Origin of the sequence: Clostridium lentum, from assembly GCF_014287815.1 — a bacterium.
In the GTDB taxonomy this organism is placed as follows: domain Bacteria; phylum Bacillota; class Clostridia; order Clostridiales; family Clostridiaceae; genus Clostridium; species Clostridium lentum.
On sequence record NZ_JACOOQ010000019.1, the window covers coordinates 47,865 to 62,462 of the forward strand.

Sequence of the window (14,598 nt, forward strand, 5' to 3'; positions counted from 1 at the left end):
CATTATGAAATGGAGATTAATTTATGAAATTATTAAAATATATCTTTAAGAGAGTTGTAGGAGTAATACCCATTTTGATAATAATATCATTTGTATCATTTGGGCTTATGAATTTAGCACCAGGAGATCCGGCAGAAGCAATATTGACTTCTCAGGGAGCTGTTGTAACATCAGAAGTTTTAGAAAGCACTAGGGTAGAGATGGGATTAGACAAACCTTTTTTAGTACAATATCTAAATTGGATGAAAAATTGCTTAAAAGGAGATTTTGGCATTTCCTATTCTACAGGGGTATCGGTAAAGGAAGAGTTATTTAAGCATTTACCATATACCATAACACTTACAGCCACAGCTATGGCTATAACTATACTTGTTTCGATTCCCATTGGAATAATAGCAGCAATTAATAAAGATAAATTTATAGATTATATAATAAGGACAATCAGCTTTATAGGCAATTCTATTCCAGGATTCTTTTTAGCATTGATATTATTATTAGTCTTTTCTTTAAAATTAAGATGGTTTCCTATATTAAGTGAAAGTGGTATTAAGAGTATAATTTTACCTTCTATAACTTTAGCAATACCTATGATAAGTAAGTATATACGTCAGATAAGAGTAGTTGTTATTGAGGAATTAGAAAAGGATTATGTAAGGGGAGCTAGGTCTAGAGGAATAAGTGAAGCAGGAATACTCTATTTTAATGTACTTAAAAATATAATGATAACAATAATAACGTTAGTAGGATTATCTATAGGTTCATTAATGGGAGGAAGTGCTGTAATTGAGGCTATATTTGTTTGGCCTGGAATTGGAAGCTTAGCATTAAATGCTATATTCAATAGAGATTATCCTGTTATTCAAGGATATGTTCTTTGGATGGCAATAATTTTTGTGCTGATAAATTTAATAACAGATTTGCTATATAAGTTTATTGACCCAAGAATTGAAGCATAGTGAGGGGATAAATATGAGTACAAAAGATAGAAGAAAGAATAAATTTTTAATGATTTTAATATTGATAGTAATAATCTTGGGTATAAGCTTGTTAGCACCATATATAGCACCTAATGATCCGTATAAAATAGATTTACAAAATACATTAAAGGCACCAAGTAGAGAATTCTTTTTAGGCACTGATGCTTTAGGTAGATGTGTATTTTCTAGAATGATATATGGTGCATCTAGAACTATTTTTTCATCACTTATTTTAGTTTCACTAATGTTTGTATTTGGAAGCTTTATAGGAATTATTAGTGGATATATAGGTGGATTATTTGACAATATAGTAATGAGAGTTGTTGATGTATTTTTAGCATTTCCTAGTTTGGTGTTGGCCATTGCTGTTGCAGGAGTTTTAGGTGGTGGTATGATTAATGCTATGATAGCCATAGGGGTTATCGGTTGGACTAAGTATGCTAGGTTAGCTAGAGGTGAAGTATTGGAGATAAAGGAAGAAACATTTATAAAAGCTGCTAGGTTAAGTGGTAATAGTTCTATGTATATTGTTTTTAAGCATATTATGCCAAGAGTTTTAAGTACTCTTATAGTTACAGCATCTTTAGATATTGGAACTACTATCATGGAAATGGCAGCGCTTTCTTTCCTAGGATTAAGTTCACCACTACCTATACCGGAATGGGGAGCAATGATGAATGAAGGAAAAAGTATGATTCAATTTGCACCATGGATAACCATAGCACCAGGTATAGCAATTTTTATTATTGTCATATTATTTAATCTTCTAGGTGATGTAGTACATGATATGCTAGATCCTAAGCAAAAAGAATATTAATAAGGAGTTAACTGGTGAAGAAAAGAAAAATAAACATAATGGCTTTAGGAATTTTAACATGTTTTCTTATATTAACGGGCTGTGGCAAAAGTAATGATGATACTGTTTGGAAAAGCAAGGAAGAATTAGTATTTGGAACAACAATCAGTACTAAAAGTTTAGATCCAGCACAAGGATATAGTGGATGGTTTACTGTAAGGTATGGAGTGGCAGAAACGCTTTTTAAATTAGATGATGCTATGGAACCAATTCCATGGCTAGCACAAGGATATGAAGCATTAAATACTACAACATGGCGTATAGAGATTAAAGAAAATATATATTTTCAAAATGGAGTAGAGATGACAGCAAAAAAAGTGAAAGAGTCATTAGACAGAGTAATTGAATTAAATAGTAGAGCTAAATCTACTTTAAAAATAAAAAATATTGAAGTAGATGGAAAATATTTAATTTTTAATATGGAAGAGGAAAATCCTACTTTAATAAATGATTTGTGTGATCCTTTTGCAGCAATTATTGATGTGAATGGTACAGAAACTCCTGATAGTAATCCAGTAGGTACAGGTCCTTTCATAGTAGAAAAGTTTACTACTATCAGCTCAAGTTATTTAACTAGAAATAATAATTATTGGGATGGTGATGTAAAGCTAAGCAATTTAAAGATTATTCCTATTAGTGATAGTGACACATTAGCCATGGCACTACAATCTGGAGAAATTGATATTGCTCAGGGAATATCTACATCACTTATGGCTTTGTTAAAGGAAAATGACGATTATAAGTTAAGTAGTATAGATACCTCAAGAGCAATATTAATGTATTTTAATGAAAATAACAGCAATTTAAATAATAAAAATGTGAGAAAAGCAATTAATATGCTTATAAATAAAGAAGAGTATGCAAAGGGACTTTTAAATGGTAATGCAACAGCAGCAGTAGGACCATTTCCAAAGAACACTACATATGGTTCTAATGTAACTGATAATTCAAGTTATAATAAAGAAGAAGCAATAAGAATATTGACAAAAGAAGGGTATAGCGATACCAATGGTGATGGAATTTTAGATAAGGATGGAGAAAATTTAACTTTAAAATTAATTACATATTCAGCAAGAGCTGAGTTGCCAACAATAGCCCAGGCACTTCAAGCAGATTTAAAAGAGGTTGGTATAGAAGTATCCATTGAAATATCTGAAAATATTTCAGATATATTATCTAAGGGAAGCTTTGATTTATGTTTATATTCCAATGTAACATCATCTACTGGAGAGCCTTTATCTTATTTAAATAATGCCATGAGAAGTAATGGAGAATTAAATTATGGTAATTATAGTAATATGGAAGTAGATATGCTTTTAGATAAAATGCAGTTAGAATTTGATATAGAAGAAAGAAATAATTTAGCAGAAGAAATAGTTCAAAAGGTTTTAGATGATGATGGTTATAATTTTATAGCACATCTTAAGGTTAGTTTCTTGATGAAAAATAATGTAGTGGGATTTAAGGCACATCCTACAGATTATTATCAATTTAATAAAGATACATATATTCAGTAGGTGAAGCGATGAAAGAGATATTAAAAGTTAAAGATTTATCTGTTAATAATAATAGCGTAAAAATATTAAAGAATATATCTTTTAATATAAAAAAAGGTGAGATATTAGGCATAGTTGGAGAAAGTGGTTGTGGAAAAAGTACGCTCATTAGAGCTTTGATTCAAATGATGAATAAATCAGAGGAAATAATTAGTGGTGAAATATTATTTAATGAAAGGAATCTTTTATCATTAGATAGTAAGCAGATAAGAAAATTAAGAGGAAATAATCTGGCAGTAATTTTTCAAAATCCAGGAGCAACATTAAATCCTATTAGAAAAATAGGTAAACAATTTGTACAAACTATGCAAAGTCATATGAATATAAATAAAAATGAAGCTTTAGAAAAAGCTGCAAATATGCTTGAGAAGGTTAATTTAAAGGATAGCAAATGTATATTAAACAGCTATCCTTTTGAACTAAGTGGAGGTATGAAGCAAAGAGTTACCATAGCTTTGGCCATGATTTTAGAGCCAGAAATATTAATAGCTGATGAGCCCACCAGTGCATTAGACGTTACGGTACAGGCACAGGTAGTAAAGGAAATGATGTCACTTAGAGATAATTTTCAGACAAGCATAATAATAGTTACTCATAGTATGAGTGTTATATCACAAATGGTAGATAAAGTAGCAGTTATGTATAGTGGAAATATCGTGGAGTATGGAGATAAAGAAGATATACTCAGAAATCCTAAACATCCTTACACTAAGGCTTTAATAGATGCAGTTCCTAAGATGGATGGAACTATGCCAAAAGGTATAAAGGGAAATCCACCATTATTTACAGAAAATATAACTGGTTGTAGTTTTGCACCAAGGTGTGAAAAATGTAATGAAGTATGTATAAAAAATCAGCAATATTTGAAGAAGATGCATGATGGAAGATACATAGCTTGTGATTATGTAAAAGATGTGGAGAAAAAATATGGATAAAATAATTTTACAATGCAATAATTTAAGAAAGACATATAAAAAGAAAGATCATTTACATGTTGCTTGTGATGATATAAATCTGTATATAAAGCAAGGTGAGTGTTTAGGGGTAGTTGGAGAAAGTGGTAGTGGAAAAAGCACTTTAGCTAATATCATTATGAAGCTGGAAAAAGCAGATAGTGGAACAGTAATATTAAATGATAAAGATATTACTAATGTAAAAAGAAATGAATTAAAAGAAGTTTATAAGGAAATTCAAATGGTATTTCAAGATGCCATTGGCTCATTTAATCCAAGGCTAACCATTGAAGAATCTATTATGGAGTATGTTTGTAATTTATGTTCTACAACGGAAGAAGAAAAAAAGCATAAGGTAGATAATCTTTTGCAGATGGTAGGTTTGCCAAAGGAGTATAAAGATAGATATCCTCATGAATTAAGTGGAGGGCAATGTCAGAGGGCAGCTATTGCAAGAGCATTATCAGCCCATCCTAAGATTTTAGTTTGTGATGAAGCTACCAGTGCTTTAGATGTATCAGTTCAAGCACAAGTAGTTGAATTACTAAAAGAAATGCAAGAAAAAATGAATATTTCATACTTATTTATTACTCATGATTTAGCATTAGTAAGTAGTTTTTGTGATAGAGTAGCAGTTATGAAAAATGGAAAAGTAGTAGAAGTTGGAGAAGCAAAGGAGGTTATTAATAATCCTCAACATGAATATACCAAGTTATTAATTCAATCAGCTTATCTTTAATAAGTAAAGTCATCAGTCTGTAAAAAAGATAGCCAGAGCTATCTTTTTTACTATTTTCTAATAAAGTTTGTTTGAATTTTTGTTTCTTTTTTAGGAATATTAATGTGATTTGCTTGGCCAACTTTAATACATTTTAAAAGCCAAGCCATATTTTTACCTAATGTTCTCATTATTTGCATACCTTCAAGGTCTTGTACTACTTCTTCAGGAGTATTACCATGAACCATACACCAATATTGCGAAGAAACAAGTGGCATATTTGAAATAGTAAAGTATTTATTTAATTGTTCTAGAGTGGCAGTGGAACCAGCTCTACGGCAACTAACTATAGCAGCACCAGGTTTATACTCAAAGTACTTTTTACCAGCATAAAAAGCTCGATCTAAAAAACTTGTTATAGCACCAGAAGCAGCGGCGTAATGTACAGGAGAGCCAAAGATAAAACCATCAGCTTCTTGTGCTTTTTTTAAGGCAACATTTACGGTATCATCATTAAATACGCAGCGTCCAGATTGTGTTTTAGCACAATTACCACATCCAATACATCCTCGTATAGGTTTATTGCCAATATGAAAAATTTCTGTCTCTATATTTTCTTCATTAAGAGTCTTAGCCACTTCACATAATGCAGTATAAGTGCATCCTTTTTCTTTAGGACTTCCGTTAATAAGTAAAACTTTCATAATATTCTCATTCCCCTTAAATTTTTATATCTATATCATTATTATTATTATACAAATTATGTAATAATTAATAAACTATTTAAAAATGATTAAAAATTGACAAAATGGGCGATGATGTTTAGTTTTGTTTTGAAAAAAATAAATGGATAATGGAAGCTTGAAAAAGCTTTGAATATCTCTTTAAATCATAAAAAATTAAACTTTGACTTTCCTTGACTTTGGATTTATAATTTACTTGTAAAAAGAGATGAGGGATATGAGGAACAAGAGCTAAGGGATATTAAGGTAAAGAAAAAAGGAGGTTTTTGTATGTTTGGTTTAATACCTTTTAGAATGACAAGAGGAAGTGGTAATACAATATCATCATTAACTAATCTTTTTGATAACTTCTTTAGTGATGATTTTATATCAACTTTTGATGACAGAAATGATATAAGGGCTGATGTGAGAGAAACAAATGAGGCTTATTTAGTGGAGGCAGAGCTTCCAGGAGTGAATAAGGAGGATTTACGTTTAGATTATGATAATAATTATTTAACAATTTCAGCAATGAAGAATGAGACATTTGAGGATAGGCAAGATAATTATTTGAGGCAAGAAAGACATTATGGACAAATAGCAAGAAGCTTTTATTTTGATAATGTTAATAAAAATCAAATACAAGCTAGATTCCAAAATGGAGTTTTAGATATTATCTTACCTAAGAGGACTATTGAAAGATCAAGCTATAATGGAATACCTATTCAATAGTGTTCGAATATTTTAATTAAAAAATAGCAATTTAAAATTATTTATATGTGTGAAAGCATAAAGGAGGCTTTTATATGTTTGGTTTAGTACCTTTTAAAATGAATAAGGATCTTAATAATAGTAACACAATGTTTAATGATTTATTTGGAGATTTCTTTAATGATAATCTTAATATGAATACTGCAATTAAAGCAGATATCAGAGAAACTAAAGAAGCCTATATATTAGAAGCTGATCTTCCTGGAATGAGAAAGGAAGATATAAACTTGGAATATAATCAAAATTACTTAACTATACACGCTCATAAGAATGAAACTAAGGAAGATAAGAAGGAAAATTATATAAGGAAAGAAAGACATTATGGAGAAGTTTCAAGAAGCTTTTATGTAGGTAATATTGATAAATCTGCTATAAGTGCAAAATTTGAAAATGGTGTTTTGGAAGTTACCTTACCAAAACAGGAGAAATCAATAAATGAAGATAATAAAATTAAGATTGAATAATTTAAAGCCCTGTTACAGTGAATTGTAGCAGGGCTTTAAATTTTAACTATTAATTTATTTTTTGTACAAAAAGCAGATAATAACTATATATAGTGTATGAGGAGGTTTATAGAACACATATATAGTGTTTTAAAAATGGAAGAATAATACTGTCAAATTGATTATATTATTTAAAATTAAAGATTTTTATAGCAAAATGAAGTTTTTAATGGGAAATTAGCAAATAAAAAGAAAGGAAAAAAAGATAAAAAAAGTTTTTTGAGTTATAATAAATAGTCATATTAATTAATAACAAAATTAATATATATTAGAACTAAATAGGGGGAGATTTGTATGCAAGTAATTAAGCGCGATGGTAGTACAGTTGATTTCGATAAGTCGAAAATAAGAGAAGCTATATGTAAATCTATGAAAAATGGTAGTGGTATATACTTACCGGATATTGCAGGGATAATAGCTGATGATGCAGAGAAATATTTTAGTAAGGAAGATGAAACCCCAACTATATATAAGATAGAAAGCTATGTTTATGATAGATTAGTTCATTATGAACAATCAGTAACAGCTAAAGCTTATGAAGGATATAGAGCAGTACAAGAGTTTAAGAGAAATACTAATACAACTGATGAAAGTATCTTAAGCTTAATCAATAAGACTAATGATGATGTTATGAAGGAAAATTCTAATAAGAATGCTTCTATAGCTGCTACACAAAGAGATTTAATAGCAGGAGAAGTATCGAAGGATATTTCAAGGAGAAGATTAATACCATCACATATGGTTCAAGCTCATGATGAAGGAACCATTCATTGGCATGATATGGATTACACTTTATCACCAATATTTAACTGTTGTTTAATAAATTTAGAAGACATGCTGGAAAATGGTACTGTTATTAATGATAAATTAGTTGAATCACCAAAATCATTTGGTACAGCTTGTACTGTAACAACGCAAATAATAGCACAAGTATCTAGTAACCAATATGGTGGTCAAAGTATAACAGTTAAGCATTTAGCTAAATATTTAAAGGTAACAGAAGATAAAGCTTATAATCACTATATGAAGCTTTTAAATGATGAAGAGTTAGCTAAGAAGCTTGCTTTAGATATGAAAATGAAAGAGCTTAAAGATGGTGTACAAACTATAAGATACCAATTAAGTACATTACAAACAACAAATGGACAAGCTCCATTTTCAACAATTTATTTAGAAATAGAAGAAGGTCATCCTTATGAAGAGGAAATGGCTTTAATTTGTGAAGAAATGATTAAGCAAAGATTAGAAGGGATGAAAAATTATAGAGGACAAGAAATAGGAGAAGCATTCCCTAAACTTGTTTATCTATTAGATGAACATAATTGCTTAGAAGGTGGAAAATATGATTATATCACTAAATTAGCAGCTAAATGTACAGCCAAAAGATTGGTGCCGGACTATCAATCAGCAAAAATTATGAGAAAGAATTATGAAGGGAATACATTCCCACCAATGGGTTGTAGATCACACTTATCACCATGTAAAGATGAAAATGGTAACTACAAGTGGTATGGTAGATTTAACCAGGGTGTAGTAAGTCTAAATTTACCACAAATTGCTATTACGGCAGATAAAGATATGGAGTTATTTTGGGATATGTTAGATCAAAGATTAGAACTTTGTAAGGATGCTTTAATGATTAGACATAACATGTTACTTGGAACTTCTTCAGATGTATCACCAATCCATTGGCAACATGGTGCTATAGCAAGACTTGGAAAAGGTGAAAAAATAGATAAATACTTAAAAGATGGATACTCAACATTATCATTAGGATATGTAGGGGTATGCGAAATGGTTTATGCAATGTTAGGGGTAAGCCATACTACTCCAGAAGGAGAAAAGTTTGCTTTAGAAGTAATGAATCATATGGAAGATAAATGTATGGAATGGAAGAAGGAAACTGGTTTAGGATTTGGTCTTTATGGAACACCAGCAGAAAACTTAATTTATAGATTCTGTAGATTAGATAAAGCTAGATTTGGGGAAATTAAAAATGTAACTGATAGGTTATATTATACTAATTCTTATCATGTGCACGTATGTGAAGAAATAGATGCATTTAGCAAGCTTAAATTTGAATCTCAATTCCATGATATATCTTTAGGTGGATGCATTTCATATATAGAAGTACCTGATATGAGTAAAAATATTGAAGCAGTTGAAGATATAATAAACTTTATATATCATAATATTCAATATGCTGAAATAAATACAAAACCAGATATATGCTACAAATGTGGATATACAGGTGAAATACAATTAAATAAAGGGGATTTAACTTGGCATTGTCCATCATGTGGAAATAGTGATGAAAATGAAATGCAAGTTATGAGAAGAACTTGTGGATACATTGGAACTAACTTCTGGAATAAAGGAAGAACAGCAGAAATTGGAGATAGAGTCTTACATCTATAAGTAAAAAAGATAAGTGTTATATAAAATTAAGTTTTAATATAACGCTTATCTTTTTAATTAATGCTATAATTAAGATAAAAATAAAATCAAAAAGGTTATTAATTTACAATAGATAAGTAATGACTCTATTATTATAGGAGGAAGTATGGCACTTAATAATAAATTGAAAATTACAGATTCAGTAGAACTTGCTAGAATAGAAGAAAAAATAAGTAAGAAAAGGGCTATTGAATTATTTGAAAGTGGATATTTAGACAGCTTAGAAGCGGGAAAATATAATTCATTATCTGATATTCATAGATATTTATTTGAAGATATATATGAATTTGCAGGAAAAATACGTGATGTTAATATTGCAAAAGGAAATTTTAGATTTGCACCTGTTATGTATTTAAAGGCATCATTAGAACATATTGAATCAATGCCACAATCAAGTTTTGATGAAATAATTGAGAAGTATGTTGAGATGAATATTGCTCATCCATTTAGAGAAGGAAATGGAAGAAGTACTCGAATTTGGCTTGACTTAATATTAAAAAAAGAATTAGGTAAAGTAGTTAATTGGAGTGAAGTTGATAAGAATGATTATTTACTTGCAATGGAACGTAGTCCTATAAAGGATATAGAAATTAAGCATATTTTAAAACAAGCATTAACTGATAAAATTAATGACAGAGAAATCTATATGAAAGGTATTGATACTAGTTATTATTATGAAGGATATACTGTTTATAGAATAGAAGATTTATAGTAATACAAAAAAATAATATTTTACATAAAACTTATAGAATTAAATTTAATTTCTATAGGTTTTGTTTTTATAATATTATTTATTTAGTTATGTACTTAATTTTAGGAAATAAAAGTGCAAATATAATGTATACTAATTAATAAAAAGTGTATATAAAATAAAGAAAATTTTAAATAAGATATATAAATGTGTCGAAAAATATGTTATGATACAAAGGAAAAAATATTTAAGGATGGGAAGATAAATGAAAAGATTTTTAGCATTACTTTCAGTTTTAGTACTAAGTATTTCAATGTTAGTTGGATGTGGTTCAAAAACAGCAGATAATGATGAGTTAGTTGTATACTTTGTACCATCAAGAGATCCAGCAGAGATTCAAAAAGCAACTAAACCATTAGCAGAAATGTTAAAGGCTGAATTATCAAAATTAGGTTACGATTTTGAAAAAGTAAGAATTGAAGTTGGTACAAGCTTTGAAGCAGTTGGTGAAGCATTATCTTCAGGAACAGCTCAAGTAGGATTTATTCCAGGGGGAACTTACGTATTATATGATGATGGTGTAGATGTTGCATTAACAGCAACTAGATTTGGATTAAACCATGATTCAGAAAATCCAGCAGATTGGAATACAGCTCCAACAGAAAATACAAACAATAAAGTTAAATACTACAGATCATTAGTAATTGCTGGTCCAAGTGAAAAAGGACAAAAATTAGCTGCAAAAATTAACAATGGAGAAAAGTTAACTTTAGATGATATTCAAGGCGCTACATGGGGAGTTTCATCAAATACAACTTCACCAGCAGGATATATTTATCCAAGCCTTTGGTTACAAGAGAACTTTGGAATATCAATAACAGATTTAAAAAGTAAAGTGGCTTTAGATAACTATGCAACATCATTATCTCAATTAGCAAGTGGTCAAATTGATGTAATGGTAACTTATGCTGATGCACGTTTAGACTATGTTGATCAATGGAATTCTAATTTTGGAAGAACAGCTTCTATATGGGATGAAACAAATGTTATTGGTGTAACAGATGGTATTTACAATGATACAATATCTGTTACTAAGGATGCATCAATGACTTCAGAATTAAAGGAAGCTATACAACAAGCTTTCATTAACATAGGTAATACAGAAGAAGGTCAAAAAATTATTTCAATATACAGCCACAAAGGTTATGAAATTGGAAATAGTTCTGACTACGATGCAGAAAGAGAAGCACAAAAATTAATTAAGTCTATGCAATAATTTTAAAAGAAAATATCTTTTATTTTATTAGCTGTAAAAATGAGTTCATGTTTAACATGAACTCATTTGGTATATAAAAGTATAATATACAAAAAGTTTACAAAAAGATAAATTTAGAATGTGAGGGAAACTTGTGATTAAGTTTGATAAGGTAAATAAGGTTTATCCAAATGGATTACATGCGCTAAAAAATATATCACTTGAAATAAATCAAGGCGAGTTTGTAGCAATAATAGGTTTATCAGGAGCTGGTAAGTCTACATTATTAAGAACAATTAATAGAATGCATGACATTAGTGAAGGGTCATTAACTGTAAATGGACAAGAAATAAATGATTTAGCAGGAAAAGATTTAAGAAAATTTAGACGTAAAATAGGAATGGTATTCCAATCTTTTAATTTAGTAACTAGAACTACAGTAGTAAACAATGTATTAACTTCAAGAGTGCCAGATATGCCATTATGGAAGTCTATAATAGGTTTATATTCTAAAGAAGATAAAGTTATAGCTTTAGAAGCATTAGACAAAGTTGGTATATTAGATAAGGCTTATGTTAGAGCTGATCAACTTTCTGGTGGACAACAACAAAGAGTTGCTTTAGCTAGAACATTAGCACAAAAGCCAGAAATAATTCTTGCTGATGAGCCAGTTGCAGCACTTGACCCAATAACTGCAAAGCAAGTTATGGATGACTTCAAAAAGATTAATAAAGAATTAAATATGTCAGTATTAATTAATATTCACCATGTAGATTTAGCATTAAAATATGCTGATAGAGTTATTGGAATAAAGGCAGGAGAAATAGTATATGATGGACCATCTGCAGAAGTAGATAGTGAAGTATTAAAGCAAATATATGGCCGTGAATTATCTGCTGATGAAGTAATGGGGGCTTAATTATGTTAGGAAAAATAAAAAATATATTTAAGCCTGAAAAGATTATTCTGAACAATGGCAAAGAAGTTCAGCCTAAAGCTTCAGTTGCACCTTTTGTAATAATTGGACTATTTTTATCTTTAATAGTTGCAGGAGATGTAACTGGGTTTAATTTTGAAACAATAATTAAGAGAGGAAATGAGTTTTTTGTAATATTAAAAGATATGTTTCCACCTAATTTTGATTATATGAAGACAGTTATTCCACCACTTATAGAAACTATAAAAATATCTGTTTTAGGCTCTTTAATAGGAAGTTTTATAGCAATTCCTTTTGCTATGTTATGTTCTGTTAATATAAATAAATCTAAAATTATTTTAAATTTAGTTAGAGTTGTAATGAGTATTACAAGAACATTACCAACATTAATTATTGCTTTAATATCAACTTATATATTTGGATTAGGAACTTTTGCAGGTACTGTTGCAATATCAATATTTACTTTTGGTATAGTAACTAAAATGTTATATGAAAAGGTTGAAACTGTTGATATGGGACCTTTCGAAGCTATGGAAGCTGTTGGTGCGACAAGAGTAAAAGCCTTTGTTGGAGCAATAATGCCTCAAATAATGCCTTCATATTTATCCATTTGTCTTTACAGTTTGGAGATAAATGTAAGAGCTGCTGCGATACTTGGATATGTAGGAGCTGGTGGTATAGGTCTTATATTAAATGAAAAAATTGGTTGGAGAGAATATGATAGGGTTGGTATGATCCTTGTTATGTTATTTATAACAGTCTTAATTATAGAAAATGGAAGTAAATATATAAGAGAAAGGTTAGGGTAGTATGGAATTATCATTAAAAAAACAATTAGAAAAACAGCCAAATACATGGATAAGTAAAGCCCTAACTGTATTATTTATAGTAATTGTAATAGTATGGGCTTCAAAGGGAATTAATTTTAGTGGAATTAAATCAAATGGAGTTGATATTGCTAAAAATGTATTATCAGGAATTCTACATCCTGATTTAGAAATGTTATTAACTGAAGTTCCAGCATTATTATTAGAAACTATTTGTATAGCTTTAATAGGTACTTTAATTGGAGCAGTATTAGCAGTTCCGTTAGCATTTTTATCTTCTACTAACATAATGCCTAAGTGGATAAGTGTTATAGGATTATTTATTATAGCAGCACTTAGAACATTCCCAGCATTTGTTTATGGATTAATGTTTATTCGTGTAACTGGACCTGGTGCTTTTGCAGGGGTTCTTACAGTATCAGTAATATCTATAGGTATGATAGCTAAATTATTTATTGAATCAATAGAAGATTTAGATACTAAAATATTAGAATCTCTAGATGCTGCAGGATGTAGTACTTTTGAAAAAATAAGATATGGAATATTACCACAGTTATTTACAAATTTCGTTTCTACAGTTATATATAGATTTGAAATAAATATAAAGGATGCTTCTATATTAGGACTAGTTGGTGCAGGGGGAATAGGAGCACCATTAATATTTGCAATGAATGCATTTAATTGGGATGAAGTTGGTGCTATTCTTTGTGGATTAATAATTTTAGTATTAGTTGTAGAAATAATTTCAACTAAAATAAGAACTAAACTTGCTAGAGGTTAGGATAAATAAAATATATAGTATGAAAATCATTTTTAATACTAATATATAATAAAAGGGGGATTAGAACTTAAATCCTCCTTTTTTTAAATTATATTTTTAGGAGTATAAATGTAAAAAACAATAATAATTTAAAAATGCTATCAAATAAAGTTATTAGAGTGCTTATGTAGAATTATATGATATCTAAAAAGCAGTTATAAAATTGTTGATTATATAATTCTTATAGTATATCTTTTAAAGAATATTAATACTACCAAAACTGAACTAAATAAATTTGTAAGTGATTTTGAAAATATTTTAAATAACTTTAAACCAAGTGTTCCAGCTAATGTATATAGTAAAATATATATATCGAATAGCGGTGAATGTCTGCGGACTACACCTAAGGGAATCGGATGCGTCCGATTCTCTTTTTAAAGTACAGGAAAGTATAAAATTTTCGATGGCTGAAAGTTAGATGTTATCTAGCATTCAGCCTTTAAATATGTTAAATTTATTAATTATAAATTAGAGGTTTTTACATATGAAAAAAGGTAAAATAAAAATAATACTAGAAGATCACTGGCATGGGTTCTTAAAAATATATGAAAATAA

General features: G+C 29.2%; 14 protein-coding genes. 13 read left to right on the forward strand and 1 reads right to left on the reverse strand.

Going from position 1 to position 14,598, the window contains the following annotated elements; translation table 11 throughout:
- Nucleotides 1-23: 23 nt before the first annotated feature.
- From nikB to H8R92_RS10960, 5 genes are read left to right on the forward strand one after another with little or no spacing between them, the layout of a single operon-like run.
- Nucleotides 24-956 (forward strand): nickel ABC transporter permease, encoded by a 933-nt coding sequence (nikB, locus tag H8R92_RS10940; protein ID WP_022169174.1) that lies wholly within the window; start codon nt 24-26, stop codon nt 954-956.
- A 13-nt stretch (nt 957-969) separates the two neighbouring features.
- Nucleotides 970-1,794: a nickel transporter permease gene (gene nikC / locus H8R92_RS10945; RefSeq protein WP_186835474.1), complete on the forward strand. Its 825-nt coding sequence runs from the start codon at nt 970-972 to the stop codon at nt 1,792-1,794.
- Nucleotides 1,795-1,808: 14 nt separating this feature from the next.
- Nucleotides 1,809-3,350 carry an ABC transporter substrate-binding protein gene (locus tag H8R92_RS10950; protein ID WP_186835475.1) on the forward strand — a complete coding sequence of 514 codons (1,542 nt, stop codon included), beginning with the start codon at nt 1,809-1,811 and terminating at the stop codon, nt 3,348-3,350.
- A gap of 8 nt (nt 3,351-3,358) precedes the next feature.
- Nucleotides 3,359-4,324: an ABC transporter ATP-binding protein gene (locus tag H8R92_RS10955; RefSeq protein WP_207722833.1), complete on the forward strand. Its 966-nt coding sequence runs from the start codon at nt 3,359-3,361 to the stop codon at nt 4,322-4,324.
- Complete coding sequence (locus H8R92_RS10960; RefSeq protein WP_186835476.1) at nt 4,317-5,081, forward strand: ABC transporter ATP-binding protein; 765 nt, start codon at nt 4,317-4,319, stop codon at nt 5,079-5,081. The genes H8R92_RS10955 and H8R92_RS10960 overlap by 8 nt, the downstream gene beginning before the upstream one ends.
- Before the next feature lie 50 nt (nt 5,082-5,131).
- On the opposite strand, the gene H8R92_RS10965 is transcribed toward H8R92_RS10960, so the two are convergent.
- Nucleotides 5,132-5,764: a flavodoxin family protein gene (locus tag H8R92_RS10965; protein WP_022212681.1), complete on the reverse strand. Its 633-nt coding sequence runs from the start codon at nt 5,762-5,764 to the stop codon at nt 5,132-5,134.
- A gap of 309 nt (nt 5,765-6,073) precedes the next feature.
- Between H8R92_RS10965 and H8R92_RS10970 the strand changes: the two genes are divergently transcribed.
- The 8 genes from H8R92_RS10970 (at nt 6,074) to phnE (H8R92_RS11005) (ending at nt 14,004) form a co-directional block, all read left to right on the forward strand.
- On the forward strand, nt 6,074-6,514 hold the full coding sequence (locus H8R92_RS10970; protein WP_186835477.1) for an Hsp20/alpha crystallin family protein: 441 nt from the start codon (nt 6,074-6,076) through the stop codon (nt 6,512-6,514).
- A gap of 74 nt (nt 6,515-6,588) precedes the next feature.
- Nucleotides 6,589-7,017: an Hsp20/alpha crystallin family protein gene (locus H8R92_RS10975; protein ID WP_022169167.1), complete on the forward strand. Its 429-nt coding sequence runs from the start codon at nt 6,589-6,591 to the stop codon at nt 7,015-7,017.
- Nucleotides 7,018-7,350: 333 nt separating this feature from the next.
- Entirely contained in the window at nt 7,351-9,474 is a 2,124-nt protein-coding gene (gene nrdD / locus H8R92_RS10980) for an anaerobic ribonucleoside-triphosphate reductase (RefSeq protein ID WP_186835478.1), read from the forward strand.
- A gap of 145 nt (nt 9,475-9,619) precedes the next feature.
- Entirely contained in the window at nt 9,620-10,225 is a 606-nt protein-coding gene (gene fic, locus H8R92_RS10985) for a protein adenylyltransferase Fic (protein ID WP_186835479.1), read from the forward strand.
- Nucleotides 10,226-10,469: 244 nt separating this feature from the next.
- On the forward strand, nt 10,470-11,480 hold the full coding sequence (locus H8R92_RS10990; RefSeq protein WP_186835480.1) for a phosphate/phosphite/phosphonate ABC transporter substrate-binding protein: 1,011 nt from the start codon (nt 10,470-10,472) through the stop codon (nt 11,478-11,480).
- Between the two features lie 133 nt (nt 11,481-11,613).
- Complete coding sequence (gene phnC / locus H8R92_RS10995; protein WP_022212674.1) at nt 11,614-12,378, forward strand: phosphonate ABC transporter ATP-binding protein; 765 nt, start codon at nt 11,614-11,616, stop codon at nt 12,376-12,378.
- Between the two features lie 2 nt (nt 12,379-12,380).
- Nucleotides 12,381-13,205 (forward strand): phosphonate ABC transporter, permease protein PhnE, encoded by an 825-nt coding sequence (gene phnE / locus H8R92_RS11000; RefSeq protein WP_022212673.1) that lies wholly within the window; start codon nt 12,381-12,383, stop codon nt 13,203-13,205.
- A 1-nt stretch (nt 13,206) separates the two neighbouring features.
- On the forward strand, nt 13,207-14,004 hold the full coding sequence (gene phnE / locus H8R92_RS11005; RefSeq protein WP_186835481.1) for a phosphonate ABC transporter, permease protein PhnE: 798 nt from the start codon (nt 13,207-13,209) through the stop codon (nt 14,002-14,004).
- The last annotated feature ends 594 nt before the right edge of the window (nt 14,005-14,598 follow it).